General features: G+C 71.2%; 23 protein-coding genes. 16 read left to right on the plus strand and 7 right to left on the minus strand.

Translation table 11 applies throughout. From position 1 onward, the window contains the following. Positions 1 to 239 precede the first annotated feature (239 nt). The 9 genes from DEJ30_RS12705 (at position 240) to DEJ30_RS12745 (ending at position 9,859) form a co-directional block, all read left to right on the plus strand. Complete coding sequence (locus DEJ30_RS12705) at positions 240 to 1,199, plus strand: GNAT family N-acetyltransferase (protein WP_110861951.1); 960 nt, start codon at positions 240 to 242, stop codon at positions 1,197 to 1,199. Positions 1,200 to 1,275: 76 nt separating this feature from the next. After that, positions 1,276 to 2,268, plus strand: a complete 993-nt coding sequence (locus DEJ30_RS12710) for a matrixin family metalloprotease (protein ID WP_110861954.1) — start codon at positions 1,276 to 1,278, stop codon at positions 2,266 to 2,268. A 35-nt stretch (positions 2,269 to 2,303) separates the two neighbouring features. Beyond that, positions 2,304 to 3,020, plus strand: a complete 717-nt coding sequence (locus DEJ30_RS12715) for a GntR family transcriptional regulator (RefSeq protein ID WP_110861955.1) — start codon at positions 2,304 to 2,306, stop codon at positions 3,018 to 3,020. Between the two features lie 92 nt (positions 3,021 to 3,112). After that, a complete protein-coding gene (locus DEJ30_RS12720) occupies positions 3,113 to 4,123 on the plus strand; it encodes a sugar phosphate isomerase/epimerase (protein WP_110861957.1) in 1,011 nt (336 codons plus the stop codon). Next, positions 4,120 to 5,073, plus strand: coding sequence for a 3-hydroxyacyl-CoA dehydrogenase family protein (locus tag DEJ30_RS12725; protein WP_110861959.1), 954 nt, complete (start codon positions 4,120 to 4,122; stop codon positions 5,071 to 5,073). Before DEJ30_RS12720 ends, DEJ30_RS12725 begins: the two co-directional genes overlap by 4 nt. A gap of 16 nt (positions 5,074 to 5,089) precedes the next feature. Further along, a complete protein-coding gene (locus tag DEJ30_RS12730; protein ID WP_110861961.1) occupies positions 5,090 to 5,866 on the plus strand; it encodes an SDR family NAD(P)-dependent oxidoreductase in 777 nt (258 codons plus the stop codon). A gap of 140 nt (positions 5,867 to 6,006) precedes the next feature. Then, complete coding sequence (locus DEJ30_RS12735) at positions 6,007 to 7,398, plus strand: MFS transporter (protein WP_110861963.1); 1,392 nt, start codon at positions 6,007 to 6,009, stop codon at positions 7,396 to 7,398. Next, entirely contained in the window at positions 7,395 to 9,101 is a 1,707-nt protein-coding gene (locus DEJ30_RS12740; protein WP_110861965.1) for a dihydroxyacetone kinase family protein, read from the plus strand. Before DEJ30_RS12735 ends, DEJ30_RS12740 begins: the two co-directional genes overlap by 4 nt. Beyond that, positions 9,098 to 9,859 carry a triose-phosphate isomerase family protein gene (locus tag DEJ30_RS12745; RefSeq protein ID WP_110861967.1) on the plus strand — a complete coding sequence of 254 codons (762 nt, stop codon included), beginning with the start codon at positions 9,098 to 9,100 and terminating at the stop codon, positions 9,857 to 9,859. Before DEJ30_RS12740 ends, DEJ30_RS12745 begins: the two co-directional genes overlap by 4 nt. Here DEJ30_RS12745 and DEJ30_RS12750 read toward each other — a convergent pair. Then, positions 9,852 to 10,694 carry an NAD(P)H-binding protein gene (locus DEJ30_RS12750; protein WP_110861969.1) on the minus strand — a complete coding sequence of 281 codons (843 nt, stop codon included), beginning with the start codon at positions 10,692 to 10,694 and terminating at the stop codon, positions 9,852 to 9,854. The genes DEJ30_RS12745 and DEJ30_RS12750 overlap by 8 nt on opposite strands. Positions 10,695 to 10,773: 79 nt before the next feature. Between DEJ30_RS12750 and DEJ30_RS12755 the strand changes: the two genes are divergently transcribed. Further along, positions 10,774 to 11,526: a TetR/AcrR family transcriptional regulator gene (locus DEJ30_RS12755; RefSeq protein ID WP_258369921.1), complete on the plus strand. Its 753-nt coding sequence runs from the start codon at positions 10,774 to 10,776 to the stop codon at positions 11,524 to 11,526. Here the strand turns inward: DEJ30_RS12755 and DEJ30_RS12760 are convergent. Together DEJ30_RS12760 and DEJ30_RS12765 are read right to left on the minus strand one after the other, a co-directional pair. Next, complete coding sequence (locus DEJ30_RS12760; RefSeq protein ID WP_110861974.1) at positions 11,523 to 12,194, minus strand: response regulator transcription factor; 672 nt, start codon at positions 12,192 to 12,194, stop codon at positions 11,523 to 11,525. The two genes, DEJ30_RS12755 and DEJ30_RS12760, sit on opposite strands and share 4 nt — an antisense overlap. Continuing rightward, positions 12,191 to 13,402, minus strand: a complete 1,212-nt coding sequence (locus tag DEJ30_RS12765; protein ID WP_258369922.1) for a sensor histidine kinase — start codon at positions 13,400 to 13,402, stop codon at positions 12,191 to 12,193. The genes DEJ30_RS12760 and DEJ30_RS12765 overlap by 4 nt, the downstream gene beginning before the upstream one ends. Positions 13,403 to 13,746: 344 nt before the next feature. Here DEJ30_RS12765 and DEJ30_RS12770 point away from each other — a divergent pair, with 344 nt between their 5' ends. Then, positions 13,747 to 14,628 carry a manganese catalase family protein gene (locus tag DEJ30_RS12770; protein WP_071404423.1) on the plus strand — a complete coding sequence of 294 codons (882 nt, stop codon included), beginning with the start codon at positions 13,747 to 13,749 and terminating at the stop codon, positions 14,626 to 14,628. Between the two features lie 82 nt (positions 14,629 to 14,710). On the opposite strand, the gene DEJ30_RS12775 is transcribed toward DEJ30_RS12770, so the two are convergent. The 3 genes from DEJ30_RS12775 to DEJ30_RS12785 form a co-directional block, all read right to left on the minus strand. Next, positions 14,711 to 15,037, minus strand: coding sequence for a hypothetical protein (locus DEJ30_RS12775; RefSeq protein ID WP_110861976.1), 327 nt, complete (start codon positions 15,035 to 15,037; stop codon positions 14,711 to 14,713). 11 nt (positions 15,038 to 15,048) lie between these two features. Further along, positions 15,049 to 15,492 (minus strand): Hsp20/alpha crystallin family protein, encoded by a 444-nt coding sequence (locus DEJ30_RS12780; RefSeq protein WP_027466972.1) that lies wholly within the window; start codon positions 15,490 to 15,492, stop codon positions 15,049 to 15,051. A 109-nt stretch (positions 15,493 to 15,601) separates the two neighbouring features. Then, positions 15,602 to 16,345, minus strand: a complete 744-nt coding sequence (locus DEJ30_RS12785) for an alpha/beta fold hydrolase (RefSeq protein WP_110861978.1) — start codon at positions 16,343 to 16,345, stop codon at positions 15,602 to 15,604. Between the two features lie 50 nt (positions 16,346 to 16,395). Between DEJ30_RS12785 and DEJ30_RS12790 the strand changes: the two genes are divergently transcribed. The 5 genes from DEJ30_RS12790 (at position 16,396) to glgX (ending at position 20,493) form a co-directional block, all read left to right on the plus strand. Next, a complete protein-coding gene (locus DEJ30_RS12790) occupies positions 16,396 to 16,857 on the plus strand; it encodes a MarR family winged helix-turn-helix transcriptional regulator (RefSeq protein WP_110861980.1) in 462 nt (153 codons plus the stop codon). Positions 16,858 to 16,927: 70 nt separating this feature from the next. Continuing rightward, the gene (locus tag DEJ30_RS12795) at positions 16,928 to 17,110 is read left to right on the plus strand and encodes a hypothetical protein (RefSeq protein ID WP_071404431.1); all 183 of its coding nucleotides are present in this window, start codon (positions 16,928 to 16,930) and stop codon (positions 17,108 to 17,110) included. Between the two features lie 18 nt (positions 17,111 to 17,128). Then, on the plus strand, positions 17,129 to 17,665 hold the full coding sequence (locus DEJ30_RS12800) for a MarR family winged helix-turn-helix transcriptional regulator (RefSeq protein WP_110861982.1): 537 nt from the start codon (positions 17,129 to 17,131) through the stop codon (positions 17,663 to 17,665). Between the two features lie 135 nt (positions 17,666 to 17,800). Continuing rightward, on the plus strand, positions 17,801 to 18,415 hold the full coding sequence (locus tag DEJ30_RS12805; protein ID WP_042538020.1) for a TetR/AcrR family transcriptional regulator: 615 nt from the start codon (positions 17,801 to 17,803) through the stop codon (positions 18,413 to 18,415). 59 nt (positions 18,416 to 18,474) lie between these two features. After that, complete coding sequence (gene glgX / locus DEJ30_RS12810; RefSeq protein ID WP_110861984.1) at positions 18,475 to 20,493, plus strand: glycogen debranching protein GlgX; 2,019 nt, start codon at positions 18,475 to 18,477, stop codon at positions 20,491 to 20,493. A 159-nt stretch (positions 20,494 to 20,652) separates the two neighbouring features. Here the strand turns inward: glgX and ctaD are convergent, their stop codons facing one another. Further along, positions 20,653 to 22,350: a cytochrome c oxidase subunit I gene (gene ctaD, locus DEJ30_RS12815; RefSeq protein ID WP_258369935.1), complete on the minus strand. Its 1,698-nt coding sequence runs from the start codon at positions 22,348 to 22,350 to the stop codon at positions 20,653 to 20,655. Positions 22,351 to 22,437 lie beyond the last annotated feature (87 nt).

Genomic DNA, 22,437 nt, shown 5'->3' on the forward strand with positions numbered 1-22,437 from the left:
ACCGGGACACCGAACCGTGGATCGCGGCCGCTGCCGCCACGAAGTACGGCCAGAGGCTGGCGCGGGCGCTGACGCTCGGTCTGGTGCGAGGTTCCGTACTCCGTGCGGTGCACGTGCCCTCGCACCGAGTACGGAACCTCGCACGGCCGTGGGGCCCCTCGCACCGTGCGAGCCGCGGTGCGCCGTCACCGGGTGCAACGGTGCGCCGGCGGCGCTCGCCGCGGGCGGACAATGTTGGGATGACGACGACTGCGCCGACCTCGACCGCGCTGACCCGACCCGGAGAGGTCCTCGTGACCTCGGCAGCGGACGTCGAGCTGGTCGTCCACCGTGCCACGAACCACTACGCCTCCGGTGTCGTCGCGGACACCGCCGGGTGGGCGGACGGCGATCGTCGGCGGATCGAGGACCTCGGGTTCCGTGGCGGTGACCCGCGCGGCGAGGCGCTCCGGACCCTCGACCTGACGATCGCCGACGACGGCACACCGACACGGGTGCTCGACGCGCCCGCGATGGCCGCGCTGAACAGCCACCACGCCCGGTTCGCCGAGCGGCGCGGCGACGTCGTCCGGTACCAGACCGACGTGTCGGTGTGGACGGGGATCCCCGCGCAGCCCACTGCGCAGGACTGGGAGGACGTCCGGGCGCTGCTCGGGTCGGGCGGGATGCTCGGCGTGGGCGCGGCTGCCGTCCTGCCCGAGGGGTGGGAGCTCGTCGAGGGTGCCGGCGGCGTGCAGCTCACCGGTGAGGCGATCGAGGGTGCGCCGGATCCCGAAGCCGTCGTGCTCACGCCCGACGACGTGCCGGAGATGACCGCCCTGGTGGAGCGGACGAAGCCGGGGCCGTTCCTGCCGCGCACGATCGAGCTCGGCACGTACCTGGGCATCCGGCGGGACGGTCGGCTCGTCGCGATGGCGGGGGAGCGGTTGCACCCGCCGGGGTGGACCGAGATCAGCGCGGTGTGCACGGACGAGGCGTACCGGGGGCAGGGGTTCGGGCGTCGGTTGGTGCTCGCCGTCGCGCACGGGATCCGGGAGCGCGGCGAGACTCCTCTGATGCACGCGGCCGCCGGGAACACCGGGGCGATCGGGCTGTACCAGCACCTGGGGTTCCGACTGCGGGACCGTGGGGCGCCGCGGTTCGTGCGGGTGCCGGACGGGAGCGATCGACCGGCCGGGAGTGGCAGTTCGGGGGGTTGACTGCCCCGAGTGGCGCTCCGCACACTGTCCTGGTCGCCGGGGGACCTCGGCGCGTCATGACAGGAGAACCATCATCGTGAGGACGTCGTCGTGGACCGCAGGTGCGGTCACCCTCGGTATCGCGCTGGCCGCGGTCGTCGTCTCGACCGGCCCGGGTTCGCCGGCGGTCGCAGCGCCGGCGTGCCAGGGGGACCGTGTCACCCTCGAGCAGCTCGCGAGCGGGTGCGCCGTGGCCACGCCGACGATCGTGCTGCCCGACGGCCGGCAGTTCGTCGTGCCGGAACCGGGCACGACGGTCACCGCGTTGCCGGTGGCCGCGTCGGGTGTGGACGACGGCGGGGACGTGTCGATCACGAACACCGGCCGTGCGGGTGTCGCGGTGCGCGTCGACGACGCGTGGTCCGGGTCGGCGGCCGCCGTCCGGCAGGAACGCCAGGCGCTGCGCGACCGGGTGGCCGCCGCAGTCGTGTCGCGCGGAGCGGCCACCACGTCGGCCACGAAGGCGGCCACGAGCTGCACCAACACCTCGTACACCCGGCTCGGGTTCCGCTGGGCGGGCCCGGTGAACTGGAGCTACAACCCGAACAACCAGAAGGTCACCGGTCCGTCGGCGATCGGGGCCGGCGCCGACGCCTGGACCGGGCCGGTCTCGTCGTGCGGACGGACGATCACGTCGACCGCCGACCAGAAGCACCTCGGGGTGCTCAAGCAGGCGATGGGCGTCACCGCGACCGGTGGCTGCGGAGCCGCGAACGCGTCGAGCGTGGTCGGGTGGGGGTCGCTGCCGAAGGGCACCCTCGGCGTGACCTGCGTGTGGTCGCGCTCCGGCACGGCCGTCGAGACGGACCAGCGGTACTCGACGTCGGTCAACTGGTCCGCCGCCGCGACCTGCTCCGGGGCACGGTTCGACCTGCGAGGCGTCGCCACGCACGAGTGGGGTCACGCCTACGGGCTCGGGCACACGGCCGCGAACAGCGGCCTGGTGATGAAGCCGTCGGTGTCGACGTGCGAGACGAGTCAGCGCGGCCTCGGCCTCGGTGACCTCCTGGGGATCGACGCGATCTACTGATCGGAGCGACTTCGTGGATTCTCTAGGATCGATCCATGTCCACGACCATGCCCGGCTTCGGGACGGAGCGCATCACGCAGCTCGGTCTGCGTGACCGCGTCTACGACCGGGTGCTCGAGGTCCTGATGGGCCACGACGTCGAACCGGGCATGCGACTGTCGATCGACGGACTGGCACGCTCCCTCGGGGTCTCGCCGACCCCGGTGCGCGAAGCCCTGGTGCAACTCGAACGCACCGGCCTCGTCACCCGACAGGCGAACAAAGGCTACCGCGTCTCCCCGCCCCTGGCCGGCGACCAGCTCGAGGCCCTGTTCGACGCCCGGCTCATCGTGGAGAGCGGCGCCGTCGAGCTCGCGGCCCGCGGCGACGTCGACGGCCTGCGCGAGCGACTGGCGGCAGCGCTCGACGAGCAGGCTGCGGTGGCCGCCGAGGTCGCGTCCGTCGGTGCTGCGCACGCCCCGGATGCGCTGATGGCCCGTTTCTTCCGGAGCGACTGGCAGTTCCACCAGCTGATCTTCGACGCGACACGGAACCCGTTCCTCGAGGAGATGTCCGAGATCATCACGACGCGCGTGCACCGCATGCGGCAGATCGTCGAGGGCGGCGGGGACGACACGGATCGTGCGGTTCGGGAGCACCGGGCCATCCTGGAGGCGCTGGCTGCGGACCCGACGTCGGCCGTCGCCGCGATGCGGCTCCACATCGACGCCGTCCGGTTGCGTTCGCGCGCGGACGCTTCGCACACGAGCTGAGGCGAGGGGTTGCGTTCCGGCGACGTGGGAGTATCTTTCCTATAGGAAAGAGGTTCATCGCTGAACCACCACGACATGCAAGGGAGCATTCCGTGACCACTCCACAGGACTGGGTCGACCAGGATTGGGACTCCGCCACCTGGACGTCGAAGACCTGGCCGATCGCCGCGTGCCTGCACGGGTTCGCGCAGGTCACCCGCGACGGGACGGCCTTCCACGATGCCCCCGCCGAGGTGTGGGACGAGGTGTTCGGGCAGATCGAGGCCGTCGGCTTCTCGCTCGCCGAACTCGCCGACAGCCACATCCGGCCCGCAGACCTCGAAGCCTCCCGCCGCGACGAGCTGTTCGCCGTCGCGAAGTCGCACGGCATCGGGATCCCGTCCGTGCACCTGCAGCGCAAGAGCGTCATCCAGCCCGGGCACGAGGACGAGAACCTGGCCTACGCCCACCGCACCATCGACGCGGCGGCCGAGTGGGGCATGCAGGTCTTCTCGACGGGGCTGCACCAGCCGTTCACCGACGCCCAGAAGCGCGCGCTGTGGTTCTGGACGGCGCCGGGACCGAAGGACCCGGACGACCCCGAGGTCTGGGCCGCGGCGGTCAAGCGCCTGCGGGAGCTCGGCGAGCACGCTGCCTCGGTGGGGCTGCCGATGGCGCTCGAACTGTACGAGGACACGTACCTCGGCACCGCCGACAGCGCGGTCCGCCTGGTCGAGGAGATCGGGCTCGACAACGTCGGGCTGAACGCGGACGTCGCGAACCTCATCCGTCTGCACCGACCCGTCGAGGACTGGCGGGAGCTCTTCGCGAAGACGATGCCGCACACCAACTACCTGCACGTCAAGAACTACACGCGTGACGAGGCCGGCGACGGCAGCTGGGCGACGAGTGCGCCGAGCACCATGGAGACGGGCCTCATCAACTACCGCCAGGTCCTGCGCGACGCCGTCGCCGACGGGTTCCGCGGGATCGTCATGACCGAGCAGTACGGCGGGGACAGCCTCGGCGTCTGCGCCACCAACCAGCAGTACATCCGATCCGTCCTCGCGACCACGAAGCTCGACGCGGCGGCGGCAACCAGCACCGAAGGAGCAACGCGATGAGCACCCTCGACATCGCCGTCGTCGGGTCCGGCTACATGGGCGGTGGGATCGCCCAGGTCCTCGCCCTCGCCGGCCACACCGTCCGGATCGCCGACGTCTCGGCCGAGATCGCCCAGCAGAACCTGGAGCGGCTGCTCGGCGAGACCGCACAGTTCGTCGCCGACGGGCTGTTCCCCGAGGACGCCGTCGAACGGGTCCGCGCACACCTGAGCGCCGCCGAGTCGATCGAGGCCGCCGTCGCCGACGCGGACTTCATCGAGGAGGCCGTGCCCGAGAAGCTCGAGATCAAGCACGCCACGCTGCGCCGCATCAGCGAGGCCGCCCGCCCGGACGCCGTGATCGGCTCGAACACCTCGACGATCCTGATCGAGTCGCTGGCCGAGGCCGTCGTGGGCCCGGAGCGGTTCCTCGGTGTGCACTTCTCGAACCCTGCACCGTTCATCCCCGGCGTCGAGCTCATCCCGCACCCGACCACGAACGAGCACGCGATCGAGGTCGGCGAGACCGTCGTGGCCGCGACCGGCAAGCAGTCGGCGCGGGTGAAGGACTCCACGGGGTTCGTCCTGAACCGCCTGCAGTACGCGCTGTTCGAGGAGGCCACGAAGATCGCCGACGAGGGCATCGCGAGCCCCGACGACATCGACACCATCGTGCGGACCACGTTCGGGTTCCGCCTGCCGTTCTTCGGCCCGTTCGCGATCGCCGACATGGCCGGGCTCGACGTGTACGCGTTCTGCTTCGAGTCGCTGCAGACCCGCTGGCCCGAACGCTTCGCCACCCCGCCGTCGCTGCAGCAGCACGTCGACGCCGGCGAACTCGGCACGAAGTCCGGCGCCGGGTACCTCGAGGTCCCCGCCGACCGCACGCCCGAGCTCGTCGCCTACCGGAACAAGGCGTACGTCGCGATGCAGAAGCTGCTGGACGACCTCGGCCCGGCGCCGATCCACTGAGCCCGGAGCACGAACGATGAGCACACAGAACCCCCAGCACCAGGACCGGACCGTCGTCCTCACCGGGGCCGCCTCACCGCGGGGCATCGGCCGCGCCACCGCCCACCACCTGGCCGAGGCCGGGTGGGACGTCGGGATCATCGACCTCGACCAGACGGCGAGCGAGCAGGTCGCCGACGAGATCCGCGAGCAGCACGGCGTGCGGGCCGTCGGCGTCGGTGCGAACGTCGCCGACGAGTCCGCCGTGCGTGCCGCCTTCGACAGGATCGAGGCGGAGCTCCAGCCGATCACCGCACTGGTGAACCTGGCCGGGGTCTCGTCCGCGCACGCCTACCTCGACCTGCCCGAGGGGGAGTGGCACCGGGTGCTGTCGATCAACCTCGACGGCGTGCACTTCGCCAGCCTGCGGGCGGCGGAGTCGATGGTGCGATCCGGCTACGGGCGCATCGTGAACCTGTCGTCGGTCTCCGCCCAGCGCGGCGGCGGCACCTTCAGCAAGACCCCGTACACGGTGGCGAAGGCCGGCGTGATCGGGCTGACCCGTGGCCTGGCGCGCGAGCTCGGCCCGCGCGGCGTCACGGTCAACGCGATCGCCCCCGGCCCGATCGACACCGACATCATGGGCGGCACCCTGTCCGAGGAACGGAAGGCCGAGATGGCCGCCGACGGCGTGCTGCCGCGCATCGGCACGCCGCGGGACATCGCCGCGGCCGTCGCGTACCTGATCAGCGAGGACGCCGGGTTCGTCACGGGCCAGACACTCAACGTCGACGGCGGCCTGTACATGCACTAGGGCCAGCCGCCCACGGAACGCGCGCCGACCGTGCGACGCGATCCGTGCCTCCCGTCCGACAGGCCGACAGGCCGACAGGCCACCAGGCCCGACCCCGGACGCCACGAACGACCGCACCGTGCTCGCAAAGGAGCGAACCCGTGTCACTACCCCCTGCCCCCGCGCTCGGGTCGACGAACGACCCCGGCCTGCAGTCCGCCATCGGCAAGGCGACGAAGCACCTCATGCCGATGCTCGTCATCCTGTACTTCGTCGCGTTCCTCGACCGCACGAACGTCGGCTTCGCCGAAGAGGCCCTGCGCGTCGACCGCGGCATCTCCGACGCCGCCTTCGCCCTGGGCGCCGGCATCTTCTTCATCGGCTACGCGATCTTCGAGATCCCGTCGAACCTGCTGCTCAAGCGGTTCGGTGCGCGCTTCTGGCTCGCGCGCATCGCCGTCACGTGGGGCATCGTCGCCGCACTGTTCGCCTTCACGACGAACGACACGATGTTCATCATCCTGCGGTTCATCCTCGGCGTGACCGAGGCCGGGTTGTTCCCGGGCGTGATCATGTACCTGTCCGAGTGGTTCCCGAACAAGGTGCGCGTGCGCATGTTCGCGATCTTCTACCTGGCGCAGCCGTTCTCGCAGATGATCGGAGCCCCGCTGTCCGGCGGCCTCATCAGCATCGGTGACCAGGTGACGCCGTTCCACGGCTGGCAGGTCATGTTCGCCGGCGAGGGCATCCTCGCGGTGCTGGCGGGCATCGCGGCCCTGGTGTTCCTGACGAACAGTCCGCAGCAGGCGAAGTGGCTCGAACCGGGCGAGAAGGCGTCGCTCACCGCGGCCATGGAGCGCGAGGACACCGCCCGCAGCGAGGACGGCCCGAAGGGCATCTGGCGCGCGATGGCGAGCGGGCGCGTCTGGTACTTCACGATCATCTACTTCTGCCTGCAGGTCGCCGTGTACGGCACGACGTTCTACCTGCCGCAGCAGGTGTCCTCGCTGCTCGGGCAGGACGTCGGCTGGCAGGTCGGTCTGGTGTCCGCGATCCCGTGGCTCGTCGGGCTCGTCGCCTGTTACCTGATCGGGTCACGGGCGGACTCCGTCGGACGTCGACGTCGCTGGGGCACCCTGTTCTACGTCACGACCGGCCTGTCGATCCTCGGTTCGGCGTGGGCGGGTGCGAACGGGCAGCCCGTGCTCGGCATCCTGTTCATCACCCTGGCCGTCGCGAGCTTCCTGGCCGTCGGCCCGATCACCTGGGCGTACCCGACGGCGTTCCTGACCGGTGCCGCAGCCGCCGCGGGCATCGGCCTGATCAACTCGCTCGGCAACCTGGGCGGGTTCGTCGCCCCGATCATGCGCACCGCGATCAACGAGGTGGTGCCGACCGACAGCGGTGCGTTCGGCATCGTCTCGCTCGGCGTCCTGGCGTTCGTCGCCGCGGTGATGATCTTCTGCACCAAGTTCTTCCGCGGGGCCAAGGCCGACGAACTGCTCGACACCTCGCACGTCCGCACCACCGACCCGAAGGGCAGCAAGCGATGACCAGACTGTTCAACGACCCGGCGGACTTCGCCGACGAGGCGACCGACGGCTTCGTCGCCGCGAACGAGCGGTGGGTGCGCAGGGTGCACGGCGGGGTCGCCCGTTCCACCACGAGCCCCGACGGCACGGTCGCGGTCGTGATCGGCGGGGGCTCGGGCCACTACCCCGCGTTCGGCGGACTGGTCGGACACGGACTGGCCGCCGGTGCCGCGATGGGCAACCTGTTCGCCAGCCCCAGCGCCCAGCAGGTCACCGGTGTCGCGAAGGCCGCGGAGCACGGTGGCGGTGTGCTGCTCAGCTACGGCAACTACGCCGGTGACGTCCTGAACTTCGACGCCGCGGCGCGCACGCTCGAGGCCGACGGCATCCCGGTCCGGACGGTCCGCGTCACCGACGACGTGACGAGCGCCCCGGCCGACGACCGCGCGAAGCGCCGCGGCATCGCGGGTGACCTCTGCGTGTTCAAGATCGCCGGCGCCGCCGCCGAGCGCGGGGACGACCTCGACACGGTCACCGCCGTCGCCGAGCGGGCGAACGACCGGACGCGCAGCTTCGGCGTCGCGTTCTCCGGGTGCTCGCTGCCGGGTGCCGAGGAACCCCTGTTCACGGTGCCCGAGGGGCGGATGGCGGTCGGCATGGGCATCCACGGCGAGCGGGGCATCGACGAGACGGACGTCCCCACCGCGGACGGGCTGGCCGAGCTGCTGGTGTCCCGGCTGCTCGACGAACTGCCCGACGGCGTGACGCTCGAGAACCAGCGGGTGGTGCCGATCCTGAACGGTCTGGGCTCGGTCAAGTACGAGGAGCTCTTCGTCGTCTACCGCTCGGTGCAGCGGCGCCTGACGGACGCCGGCGTCGTCATCGTGGAGCCCGAGGTCGGCGAACTCGTCACGAGCTTCGACATGGCCGGGGTCTCCCTGACGCTGTTCTGGCTCGACGACGAGCTCGAGGAACTCTGGGCAGCACCCGCGGACACCCCCGCCTACCGCAAGGGCGGTGCGGTCGCCGGACAGCGCGTCGACCCGTCCACCGTGGTGGCGGACGCCGAGGGCGTCGGCATCGGCCCGGCGACCGACGAGTCCCGCGCGGTCGCCGAGCAGGTCGCCGCCGGGTTCGCCGCGGTCCGCGCCGTCCTCGACGAGCACGCCGACGAACTCGGCCGCATCGACGCCGTGGCCGGCGACGGCGACCACGGCATCGGGATGCAGCGTGGATCGCACGCCGCCGACGCCGCAGCTGCCGACGCGGTCACCCGCGGTGCCGGTGCCGGCACCGTCCTGCTGGTCGCCGCGGACGCCTGGTCCGACAAGGCCGGCGGCACGTCCGGTGCGATCTGGGGCGCCGCCCTGGAGGCACTGGGTCGCGTGGTCGGGGACGACTCGCGTCCGTCCGGTGCCACCGTCGCGCAGGGGGTCCGCGCGGCCACCGAGGCCGTGCTCGCGTTCGGTGCCACCGTCGGTGACAAGACGATGGTGGACGCCCTGGTTCCGTTCGACGAGGTGCTCCGCACCCGGCTCGACGCCGGGGCGGCGCTCGCCGAGGCCTGGGGCGACGCCGTCCGTGCCGCCCGTCAGGCAGCGGACGCGACGGAGTCCCTCGCGCCGAAGATGGGCCGGGCGCGAACGCACGCCGACCAGGCCGTCGGCACCGCGGACCCCGGCGCGCTGTCCTTCGCCCTCGTCGTGGAGACGGTCGCCCCGTGATCACCGTCGGGGTGTCGCTGAAGACGTACTTCTCGCACGCCCGGACGCTGTCGTGGGCGGCTGAGGTCGCGGACATCGCCCGGCGACACCCCGCGGTGTGCTCGGGTGCTGCGTCGCTCTTCGTGGCGCCGACGTTCCCGGCGCTCGTCCCGGTGCGTGACCTGCTCGCCGGCACCGGTGTGCAGCTCGCCGCGCAGGACCTGTCGTGGGCCGATGCGGGCGCGTTCACCGGAGAAGTCTCCGGCGCCGAACTGCGGGAGATCGGTGTCGACCTGGTCGAGATCGGGCACGCCGAACGGCGCTCGCTGTTCCACGAGGACGACGCGACGATCGCGGGGAAGGTGCACGCGGCCTACCGCAACCACCTGCGTCCGCTGGTCTGCGTCGGGGAGCCGGACCGGGCCTCCGATCCGACGCAGGCCGTGGCGGCGGTGACCGCGCAGCTCGACCGGGCCGTCTCGACCGCCGTCGCGGACGGTCTCGCCCAACCCCTGACCGTCGCCTACGAACCGGTGTGGGCGATCGGCGCACCGGCACCCGCACCGGACGACCACATCGTCGCGGTGCTCGACGGGATCGAGCAGCACCTCGCCACCCGGCCCGAGCTGCACGGCAGCACCGTCCTCTACGGGGGCAGTGCCGGACCGGGCCTGCTCACCCGGGGGCAGGGCCGGATCGGCGGGCTGTTCCTCGGACGGTTCGCCCACGACCCCGCCGCGATCCGGGCGATCCTCGACGAGGTCGCGTCGCTCAGCTGAGCTGGTCGCGGACCGGGCGCGGGGCGCGACCGAGCAGCTCGCCGAGCAGCGGATCGGTGCCGGCGAACAGGCCCCGCTCGGCGGCCTGGTACATGCCGAGCAGGAACCCGACCATGTGCGGGTCCTGTCCCGCGGCCAGCGCACGGGCACGCCACTCGTCCTCGCCCAGGGCCTCGAACCCGATCGTCCGACCGGACACCTCGGACGCCTGCCGAGCCAGGTCGGCGAAGGTCGGCGCGTCCGGAGCGGTGAGCGTCACCGGCCCGTCGAACGGCTGGTCGGCGAGCAGGATCGCGGCGGCTGCCTCGGCGGCGTCCTCGCGGGCGGTCCACGACACCGGGCCGTCGACGGGGACGGACACCGTGCCGGTCTCCTGCCACGGGCCCGTCATCCAGGCGGCGCTGTGCGCGTAGAAGCCGTTCCGAAGGCTCGTCCACGGCAGCCCCGAGTCGCGGAGCAGGTCCTCGGTGGCGGCGTGGTGCGCTGCCGGTACGAAGGGCGAACCGTGCGCGGCGCCCTGGTGGCTCGTGTACAGGACCCGGCCGACGCCGGCGTCCACGGCTGCGTCGACGGCGGCACGGTGCAGCGCGACGGCGTCGGCGGCCGGGTCGCTCGACGAGACGAGCAGGAGCTGGTCGGCGCCCGCGAAGGCCGCCGGCAGGGTCTCCGGCTCGGCGTAGTCGCCTCGGCGGACCTCGACGCCACGGTCGGCGAACCGCTGGGCGCGGGCGGGGTCGCGGGCCACCACCGCCAGGTCGGACGGCGCGAGGTGCTCGAGCAGGTGGTCGGCGGTGGCGCCGTTGAGGGCTCCGGTGGCCCCGGTGATGACGATCATGACTTCTCCGTATCGGTGGAAACAGCATGTTGGTATCGCTGGTAACACAGTGATAGCACACATCCGTTATCGTTGTTCCGTGGTCGAGCAGGGAAGTCAGCGTGACGAGACGCGTTCGCGCATCGTCGAGGTCGCCGGCTCCATGCTGCGCGAACGCGGTGCCGCGGCGGTGACCACGCGGGCGGTCGCGGACGGCGCAGGCGTCCAGGCACCGACCATCTACCGGCTGTTCGGTGACAAGGACGGCCTGCTCGAAGCGGTCGCCGAGCACGCGATGGCGACGTTCTCGGCGATGAAGGCCGACGCCGTCCGAGCTGCTCGTGACGAGGCGACCGACCCCGTCGAGGACCTGCGCACCGGGTGGTCGATGACGATCGGCTTCGGGCTGGCGAACCCCGACCTGTTCGTGCTGTTGAGCGACCCGGAGCGCGGTCGTCGGTCGGCAGCCGCCCGCGCCGGCACCGCGCTGCTCGCCGAACGCATCCGGCGGGTGGCCGAGGCCGGACGACTGGCCGTGCCGGAGCGCCGCGCGGTCGAGCTCGTGCACGCGGCCGGTACCGGTGCGGTGCTCGCGATCCTGGCCGCTCCGGCGGACGAGCGGGACCCGTCACTCGCCGATGACGTCCTGGAGGCCGTGCTCGGGAGGATCCTCGTGCCGAGCGGGGCGACGACGGACGACGGCGGCGCGGCCCCGGTTGGTCAGGGCCGGGGGCGTGACGCCGTGACGAGCGCCGCGATCACACTCCGTGCCGCAGCGTCCCGGCTCGATCGACTGTCGGCAGCCGAGCGGACGATGCTCGCGGAGTGGCTCGACCGGATCGCCGCGGACTAGTCCTCGCGGGTGCCCGCCAGCCCGTGGTCGTGTGCGTAGACGACGAGCTGCACCCGGTCCCGCAGCGACAACTTGCCGAGGATGCTCGAGATCTGGGTCTTCACCGTCGACTCGGTGACGTACTCCTTGGTGGCGATCTCGGCGTTCGACAGGCCGCGGGACGCCCACCCGAACACGACGCGCTCCCGCTCGGTCAGGGTCGCGAACTCGGGCGGCTGCGGTGCCGGGGCCCGCGCGACGTCGGTGCCGAACAGCTGCGCGAGGTCGTTCGGTGCGATGACCGAGCTGCCCTCGTGCACGGCCCGCACCGCGGCGAACAGGAACGGCGGCGTGGTGTCCTTGAGCAGGAACCCGCTGGCGCCGAGCCGGATCGCGGTCGCCGCCGCCGGGTCGAGCCCGAAGGTGGTGAGCACGACGACGCGGGGCAGCGGGCCCGGGACGGCGCCGGAGTGGAGCTGCCGGACGGTCTCCACGCCGTCCATGCCGGCCATCCGCATGTCGAGCAGCACCACGTCGGGGCGCACCTCGGGGATGAGTGCGAGCGCTTCGGCGCCGTCGGAGGCCTCACCGACCACGCGCATGTCGTCCTGGGCGTCCAGCACCACCCGGAGTCCGGCGCGGAACAGCGCCTGGTCGTCGGTGAGCAGGATCCTGATCGGTTCGGTCATCGGACGGGTCCCCCTTGGACGTCGAACGGGATGCGGGCGCGTGCCGTGAACACGTCGTCCAGCACGGCGGCGTCGAACGACCCACCGAGGGCGCCGAGGCGCGAGTCCATGCCGTCGATCCCGCGGCCCGAGCCCGCGGTGCTGCCGTCGCCGGCGACGTTCTCGACCTCGAGCACCAGGTCGGCGTTCCGCCAGGTCTCCCGCACGACGACCGGGTTGCCGGGGGCACCGTGGCGCAGGGCGTTCGTGAGCATCTCCTGCAGCACACGGCGGGCGGCGGTGCCGGTGTCCGGGCGCAGGGCCAGCGGGACCCCGCGCACCGTGCGGTCGACGTCGACCCCGGCGTCGCGGATGCCCTGCACGATCTCCTCGAGTGAGCCCGGGCCGGTCGCCTCGGCAGAGCCGTCGATGTGCCCGAGGACCTGTCGGACCTCGACCAGGGAGCTCCGGGCGGTGCTCGCGATGGTGGCGCTGACCGCTCGGATGCGCGCCTCGTCGTCGAGGAACGGCACCGAGTCCGCCTGCGCGATGATGACCGCGAGCGAGTGGCCGACGACATCGTGCACGTCGCGGGCGATGTCGGCGCGGATGCGTTCGGACTCGGCGACGTCGATGGCGCGGGTGGCGGTGGCCTCGGCCTCGGTGGCGACGGCCTCGGCACGTGATGCTGCGGCCTCGGCGTCGGCACGGCGCTCCGACTCGCGGTCGCGGGAGCGGAAGGCCCGGACGGCGACCCCGCCCGCCCAGACCCCGAGCAGCGCGGTCACCGGGGCGGCCATCGCCAGGAAGGCCTGGTCGCGCGGGCCGTTGATGAGCACGAGGAACCGGAAGCCCGTCGACGCCAGGTAGACCGTCGCACCCGCTCCGGCGACGACCGCGAGCACGCCGGAGACGACGACCTCGGTGCGGGTGCCCACGACGGCGGCGGTGCCGATCACGACGAACAGCGCGAGGTCCACCAGCGACGGGCGCTCGCCGCCGCCGACCTGGATCACCCCGAGGACGACGACCATCGCCATCGCGGCGGACGGGGAGACGCGACGCAGGGCGATCGCCACCGAGGCCGACAGCACCGCGGCGAGGCTCGCGTGCTCGAGCTCGAGGTCGATGGGCAGCAGGAAGACGAACGCCGCCAGGACCGCCCAGGCCACGTCGATGACGATCGACCGGGTGGCGAGCGGCCGGAGGAACCTGCCCCGTTCGGTCACGAGAGCGATCCTCCCATGCCGCACCGCGGCGTCACGCGGGCGGGGTCATGGCCATGAGTGCGATGACGGTGGCGACCACGATCGCCGCGCAGAGCAGCAGGGTGGCGATCGTGTGCTTGGTCGAGGTCTGCATGTTCCCAGCCTGCGCAACCGGACGGCCGAGGGCATCGGGCGGTCGACCGAAGGGCCTCGTCCTGCCGGGTGAAGCCGGCGGTGGACCCGGAGCCGTGGAACCGGCCCATCCGGGACACCCTCTGCGTGATCCGGCCACCTTGGACGGCCGCTCAGTGCCCCCGGCGAACCATCGGCGGTGCAATCGCTCGATCGACACGAAGGAGCACGATTTGTACTTCCACAAGCAGGAACTCCAGTTCAAGGCAACGCCCGACAAGCCCGACGCGATCTACGCCCGCAAGCTGCAGGAGGTGCTCGGTGGCCAGTACGGAGAGATCTCCGTCGCCCTGCAGTACCAGTTCCAGGCGTGGAACATGCACATCCCCGGCAAGTACCGCGACATGGTGTTCGGCATCGGCGCCGAGGAGATGGGCCACGTCGAGATGCTCGCGACGATGATCGCCCAGCTGCTCGAGAAGTCCCCGCTCGGGATCACCGAGGACGCGCTGCAGGACGACCCGACGGTCGCCGCGATCGTCGGCGGCACGGACGTCCAGCACGCGATCGTCGCCGGTGCGGGCGCCCGTCCGGTGGACAGCAACGGCAACCCCTGGCAGGGCTCGTACATCACCGCCAGCGGCAACCTGCTGGCCGACTTCACGGCGAATGAGAACGCCGAGATGCAGGGTCGTGTGCAGGCCGCCCGGCTCTACCACATGACCGACGACCACGGCGTGCGGGACCTGCTGTCCTTCCTCATCGCCCGCGACACCATGCACCAGAACATGTGGGCGACCGCCGCGGCCGAGCTGCGCGAGAAGGGCGTCGAGGGCTTCCCCGTGCCGAGCAACTTCCCGCAGTCGAAGGAGAACCAGGAGGTCAACTACCAGTACCTCAACTTCTCCGACGGTGCCGAGGCGAAGAACGGCCCGTGGGCGAGCGGCCCCTCGTTCGACGGCAAGGGCGAGTACTCGTACCACGACGGCCCGACGACCTCGGTCCCGATGCCCCCGCCCACGCACCCCGACGTCCGGCTCTACGGCACCACCGAGCTGCCGAACGTCGTCGAGAAGACGGCCGGCCTGGTGCAGGACAAGCTGAACAAGGAGTAGTCCCGACGGTCGCCCACGCGACCGACGGAACGACGGGAGGCCCGGCGCACGACGTGCACCGGGCCTCCTGTCCGTCACATGGTCACCGCACCGACGGGGCGGACCCGCCCACGGTCATCAGTGCCCCCGTCTCGGGTTCTTCGTCGCGTGGTGCCTCGAAGATGCCCGAGTAGGAGCGGACCGCGCTCCACCCCGCGATCAGCAGGGCCGTGCCGAGGACCGCCGCGACCCACGGGGCCAGGAGCGACTGCTCGAAGAGCCGGGGCGCGGCGACCCAGGTCAGGAACGTGCCGGTCAGGCTGCCGGTGGCCCCGAGGAGCACCGCGGTGCGCCGGTCCAGGCTCGTCAGCGCGAGCGCCGCGGTGACGACGAGGACCGCGACCACAGCGTTCAGCAGGACGGACGTCATCGCTCAGCTCCTCACTCGGCGGCGGCGCCGGAACCGACCGCGAGCTGCTCGGACGCGCCACCGACGGTGACGGCGATCTTGCGCGGCTTCGCGGACTCCTTGACGGGGATCGTGACGCTCAGCACGCCGTTGTCGTACCCGGCGGTGATGCGCTCGGCGTCCAGGCCGTCGCCGAGCGTCAGCTGCCGGACGAACGTGCCGGGCTGGCGCTCACGCGTGAGCCACTGCGAGCCCTCGGGCGCGCCCAGGGTGCGCTCGGCGCGGATGGTCAGGACGGAGCCGTCCACGTCGATGTCGACGGAGCCCGGGTCGATGCCGGGCAGGTCGACGTCGAGGACGTAGTGGTCCCCGGTGCGGTACAGGTCCATCGGCATCGAGCGCGGGCCGGCGGCGGTGCCGAGGAGCGAACCCGCGAGGCGGTCGAGCTCGCGGAACGGGTCGAAGTTCATCGTCATCGAAATCAACTCCTTCGTGGTTCTCGTTGAGTCCCCTCGACTCAACTGCCACCGTTTTAGCACTCGACCCTGGTGAGTGCCAAAAGATCGCTCAGAGGACGCCGAGAACTCAGCCGAGCAGTGGCGCCAGGAACGGGTCGATGACCGCCCACGTCGCCCCGGGGGCCTCGAGATGGGGCAGGTGCCCGGCCGCCGGGACCTCGGCGAACACCGCACCCGGCACGGCCGCCGCCACCGCGCGACCGTACGCCGGGGTCACGACCGCGTCGCTCGCACCGAAGACCACGAGCGTCGGCACCCGTACGGCCCCGAGCCGCCGGAGCAGGGTCGGGTCGCTCATCGACAGGCCGGCGACGACCGCCATGGTCTGCCCGTTCGACCGCTGCACCGCCTGTTGTTCCTCGGTGACCGACGCCGGGTCCTGGTACCCCCGCTCGGGATCGTGCCAGGCGACCTCGGCCAGCCCGCGGGCATCGAGGGCGAAGAAGTCGGCGATCGGTTCGCCCTCGACCACCGCACCCACGCCGTCGATGTCGACGACGGCACCGACGACCCCGGCGAACCGGTCGTCGGCAGCTGCCTGCACGGCCATCTCGAGGGCGATCCAGCCGCCGATCGACGACCCCACGAGCACGACGTCCTGCTCCCCGGCGGCGAGGAGCTGCTCGAGGTACGCGGCCGCCAGGGCCGGGACGGAGTCGATCCCGTCCGGGCGCGGGGTGCCGTCCCACCCGGGGTGCGTGGGGGCGACGACGTGGAAGGCGGGCGCGAGGTGCGCGACGATCGGTGCGACGGTCCTGGGGCCACCGCCACCGTGCAGGACGAGCGCGGTGCGGGTGCGGGTGTCGGTCATGAATGCTCCGTATCAACATGTTTATGTACGAGTGTTGATACCGTAGCACCATGCCGACCGACCTCGAAGCCCTGGGCCACGCCGTCAAGCGGGCGCAGTACCGCAACCACCGCACGATGGACGCCGCCCTGCGCGACCTCGGCGTGACGCTCGTGCAGTGGGACGCCCTGCGCGCGATCGACCGGATGCCCCGCGCATCCGGGCACGACCTCGCCGTCGCGACGTTCCAGAGCGACCAGGCGTTCGGCACCCTCGCGAACCGCATGCTCGGCCGTGGGCTCATCACCCGGACCGCCGGCCGGGGCCGCCGGATCGAGCACACCGTCACCGAGGACGGTCGGCGGGTGCTCGAGGAGGGACACCGCATCGCCGAGGGGGTGCTCGACGGCCTGTTCGCACCGCTCGACGAGCCGCGACGGGCGGCACTCCTGCAGCTCCTGACGACCCTGACCGACGGTCCCGAACCGTTCGGCGCGCAAAACGTACACAGCGCGAATGGTTCGTTGAACTGACCGTTCACTTCGTGAAAGAGTTCAGGCGTCCGCAGGGGACACACGGCAAGCAAGAAGGGCGGGACAGGACATGCACAGCACGTACTCCGGGATGCCTCGGACGGCACGGATCGGTGGCAGCCACACGCGCGTCGGTCTCACCGACCCGGCGATCATCGACGCGTACGTCGAGCGTCGCATCCAGGACCCCTCGCTGCTCGCCGGTCGTTCCGAACCGTCCTACGCGGACTTCTTCACCACGCCTGCCGTTTAGCAAGGAGCGCATGACCCCATGCCGTTGACCGTCGTCCGTCGAGAGCACGTCCACCTCTACGCCCGCGAGCCCGAGTCCCGGGTCGCGAAGACCGCCGTCGACGCGCTGCTCCGTCTGCAGCACGCCGAGGACCAGCAGATCGAGTCCGCCCGCATCGAGAGCGGCCTGTCGAAGAACGAGTTCCTCGCCGTCCGGTACATGCTCCAGGCGCACCGGGACGGCCGGGCGATGGGCCCGAAGGACCTCGCCGTCATGCTCGCCGTCTCGAACGCCTCGGTCACCAAGATCGTCGACGGGCTCGTGCAGAAGGGGCTGCTGTCGCGCACGGCGCACCCCACGGACCGTCGTGCGCAGGTGCTCGCCCCGACCGACCAGGCCGCCGAGAAGATCGACGCCTCGTACGCGCGCTTCCACGCGGCCGTCGTCGAGGTGCTCGAGCAACTCCCCGACGCGGACAACGCCGTCCTCGCCGACTCGCTCACGAAGATCGTCGACGCGCTCGCCGCGGGCACGCCCGCGCCGGTCGACGAGTACACGGTCGACGACCAGGACTGACGCGAGCACGCCGGGCTGACGCGGCCCGGCGGGTGTGACGCGACCGGCGAGACCGACGGGAGGCCGGTGGTGCGCCCGCCACGGGCCTCCAGACCGGACGGTGGCGAGAAAACCTTCCAGCGGTAAGTTGGGTGCATGACCCACCCCGCGGACGACGCCGACGCGGCCCAGCCGCGCCGCGGCGGGTACCGCAAGGGCGCCGAGCGGCGCACGCAGATCCTCGACGAGATGATCCGCATGGTCGCGGAGCAGGGGGTCGACGCATCGTCGCTGCGCTCGGTGGCCGAGGCCCTCGGGATCACGCACGCGGCACTCCGCCACTACTTCCCGAGTCGCGACGAACTGCTGCTCGCCGTCTACCGGGAGCACGAGGTCCGCGAGCAGGGCGCGCCCGACCGGATGAAGTCGGCGATCGGCGACATGCGCGAGAGCGCGTCGCGCAACCGGGCCGTGCCGGGGCTGGTGCAGCTGTACACGACCCTCGCGGCCGACGCCGTGCAGGAGGGCCACCCGGCCACGCGCGACTTCATGCGCGAACGGTTCGCCCGCCTGCGGGCCGAACTCGCCGTACTGATCGAGGCGGACCAGGCGAGCGGCCGGATCCGCGCCGACCTGGACCCGGTCGACCTGGCGAGCCTGAGCATCGCGGCATCCGACGGGCTGCAGGTCCAGTGGCTGCTCGACCCGGACGCCGTCGACGGCGAGCGGGTGCTGCGGCTGCTCGAGCAGCTCGTCCCGCCGGTGCGCTGAGCGGCCAGGGGTACGCCCAGACCGCCGGTGGCACAGCGACCGGCCGGTAGAAGGGCAGCATGACCACTTCCACGCGCACCCCGCTCGGCGTCACGCTCGTCGACGGGGGCGCCAACGTCGCCCTGTTCTCGAGCACCGCCGAGCGGGTCGAGTTCTGCACCTTCGACGAGGACGGCACCGAGCACCGCACCGAGCTCCGCAACCGCACCGGCTACACCTTCCACGACGTCGTGCCCGGCGTGACCGTCGGCACCCGCTACGGCTTCCGCGTGCACGGTGCGTGGGACCCGGCGAACGGCCTGCGCCACAACGGCGCGAAGCTCCTGCTCGACCCCTACGCCACCGCCGTCGACGGCACCTACGAGTGGGGCCAGGCCCTGTTCGGCCACGACATGGAGGACCCCGAGCGTCTCGACGACACCGACTCGGCCAGCGCCATGCCGAAGTCGGTCGTCGCCGAGCGGTCCTTCGACTGGGACGGTGACGCCCTGCTGCGGACGCCGCTCGCCGACACCGTCGTGTACGAGGTGCACGTGAAGGGCTTCACGAAGCAGCACCCCGACGTCCCCGAGGAGATCCGCGGCACCTACGCCGGCATGGCCCACCCCGCGGCGATCAAGCACCTGACGGACCTGGGCGTCACCGCGGTCGAGCTGCTGCCGACGCACCAGTTCGTGCAGGACTCGACGCTCCTCGACAAGGGCCTCCGCAACTACTGGGGCTACAACAGCATCGGCTTCTTCGCGCCGCACGACGAGTACTCGTCCTCGGGCACCGGCGGGCAGCAGGTCGCCGAGTTCAAGGAGATGGTGAAGGCCCTGCACGCCGCGGGGCTCGAGGTCATCATGGACGTCGTCTACAACCACACCGCCGAGGGCAACCACATGGGCCCGACGCTGTCGTTCAAGGGGATCGACAACCAGTCGTACTACCGGCTGGTCGAGGGTGACGAGGCGAACTACTTCGACACCACCGGCACCGGCAACAGCCTGAACGTCGGGCACCCGGCGGCCCTCGGACTCATCATGGACTCGCTCCGCTACTGGGTCGAGGAGATGCACGTCGACGGCTTCCGGTTCGACCTGGCCACGACGCTCACCCGCCAGGACGGCGAGGCCGAGAAGCACTCCGCGTTCCTCGACATCATCCACCAGGACCCCGTGCTGCGCGAGGTCAAGATGATCGCCGAGCCGTGGGACACCGCCGGCTACCAGGTCGGCGGGTTCCCGGCCGACTGGTCCGAGTGGAACGGCAAGTACCGCGACGACCTGCGTGCCTTCTGGCGCGGCGACGAGGGCGCGCTCGGCGACGCCGTGCAGCGGGTCCTGGGCAGCCCCGACGTCTACGAGGGCTCACGGCGCTCCCCGCTGTGCTCGATCGACTTCGTGACCGCCCACGACGGTTTCACCCTGGCCGACCTGACGATGTACGCCGACAAGCACAACGAGGCGAACGGCGAGGACAACAACGACGGCGAGAGCGACAACACCTCGTTCAACGGCGGCATCGAGGGCCCGACCGACGACGGTGCGGTGAACGACTACCGCGACCGGCAGCGCCGCAACTTCCTCGGCACCCTGCTGCTCTCCGCCGGCGTGCCGATGATCCTGGGTGGCGACGAGCTCGCCCGGTCGCAGGGCGGCAACAACAACGCGTACTGCCAGGACGACGAGATCTCCTGGTTCGACTGGGCCGCCGCCGACCAGGACCTGCTCGCCTTCACGACGGCGGCCATCGCGTTCCGTCGGCAGCACCAGGCGCTGCGTCCGGAGTGGTTCCGCACCGCGCCGGGTGACTCGGAGTCGACGGTGACCGTGCTCCGTGCCGACGCCGCCGGGTTCGAGGACGGCGACTGGGCGGACGGCGGCAACCGGGCCGTGACGCTCGTGCTGCACCAGGGCGACGACACCGTGGCCGTGCTGTTGAACGCGTCGGACACCACGGTGGAGTTCACGCTGCCGGAGCGTCCGGGTGGGGGCAGCTGGGCCCTCGGGCTGTCGAGCGACCCCGACCAGGCCGTGGTGGGCGACGTGGCGACGCTGCTCGTGCGCGACGCGTCCTTCACCGCGCTGGTCTGACTCGCGCCGGGTTCGCGCGGCTCGCGGGGTTCGCGGGGCTCGCGCGGCTCGCGCGGGGGCTCCGCGTCCCGATGTTCGCGTCGTGATCCTCGCTTGATGAGCAGGAATGGTCGGGTCCCCGTTCGGGACCCGACCATTGCTGCTCAGCAAGTGCCGCCGTCAGAACTTCTGGTCGGTCTCCTTCGGGTGCCGGGTCTTGCCCGTCGCCTGGTCGTGGGTGGCCGCGTCCGGCGCGTCCATCGCCGGACCCACCCCGACCGGGACACCGGCCTCGGGGTGGTTCAGGTCGAACGCCGGCGACTCCGACCGGATCCGCGGTACCGACGTGAAGTTGTGCCGGGGCGGCGGGCAGCTGGTCGCCCACTCGAGTGACCGGCCGTAGCCCCACGGGTCGTTGACGAGCACCTTCTGGCCCTTCCGCATCGTCTGCACGATGTTCAGGAAGAACGGGATCATCGACGCCGCCGTCAGGACAGCACCGACCGTCGAGACCTGGTGCAGCCAGGTGATGTCGTCCTCCGGCAGGTAGCTCGCGTACCGGCGGGGCATGGCGATCACACCGAGCCAGTGCTGGATCAGGAACGTCATGTGGAACCCGATGAAGAGCATCCAGAACTGCACCTTGCCGAGTCGCTCGTCGAGCATCTTGCCGGTGAACTTCGGCCACCAGAAGAAGAACCCCGAGAACATCGCGAAGACGACGGTCCCGAAGACCACGTAGTGGAAGTGCGCCACGACGAAGTAGGTGTCGTGGACGTGGAAGTCGAGCGGCGGCGACGCCAGGATCACGCCGGTCAGCCCGCCGAACGTGAAGGTCACGAGGAACCCGATCGCCCACAGGATCGGCGTCTCGAAGGTCACCGACCCGCGCCACATCGTGCCCACCCAGTTGAAGATCTTCACGCCGGTGGGCACGGCGATCAGCATCGTCATGAGCGAGAACCACGGCAGCAGGACGCCACCCGTCGCGAACATGTGGTGCGCCCACACCGACACGGACAGCGCCGCGATCGAGATCGTGGCGTACACGAGCGTCTTGTAGCCGAAGATCGGCTTCCGGCTGAAGGCCGGGAACACCTCGGACACGATGCCGAAGAACGGCAGGGCGATCACGTAGACCTCGGGGTGGCCGAAGAACCAGAACAGGTGCTGCCACAGCAGGGGCCCACCGTTGGCCGGGTTGAAGATCTGCGCGTCGAAGACCCGGTCGAGCAGCAGGCCGAACAGCGCCACCGCCAGCACCGGGAACGCCATCAGCACGAGGATCGACGTGATCAGCACGTTCCACGTGAAGATCGGCATCCGGAACATCGTCATGCCCGGGGCACGCATGGTGATGACGGTCGTGATGAAGTTCACGGCGCCGAGGATCGTGCTGAAGCCGGTCATGCTCAGGCCGGCGACCCAGAGGTGCCCGCCGATGCCCGGTTCGAAGGTGGTGTCCGACAGCGGTGCGTAGGCCGTCCACCCGAACGCAGCGGCTCCGCCCGGTGTCAGGAACCCGCCCATCGTCACCAGGCTGCCCATCGCGTAGAGCCAGTACGAGAACGCGTTGAGCCGGGGGAACGCGACGTCGGGGGCACCGATCTGCAGCGGCATGATCGCGTTCGCGAAACCGGAGAACAGCGGGGTCGCGAACAGCAGCAGCATGACGGTGCCGTGCATCGTGAGCAGCTGGTTGTACTCCTCGCGGGTCTCGAGCACGTCGAGCGCCGGTGTGAAGAGCTCCGTCCGCATCACCACCGCCATCACCCCCGCCAGGCAGAAGTACCCGAACGACGTCACCAGGTACAGGTTGCCGATCGTCTTGTGGTCGGTGGTGGTGTGCCAGTGCACGAATCGCGCGCCGAGCTTCACCGGACGTCCGGGGCCGACGTCCGCCGGGTGTTCGCCGAGGACGGGCGGGTTCTCGAGGTCGGTCACGGGGTGCTCCCATCGGATCGT

Source organism: Curtobacterium sp. MCPF17_003, assembly GCF_003224385.1.
Taxonomy (GTDB): Bacteria; Actinomycetota; Actinomycetes; order Actinomycetales; family Microbacteriaceae; genus Curtobacterium; species Curtobacterium flaccumfaciens.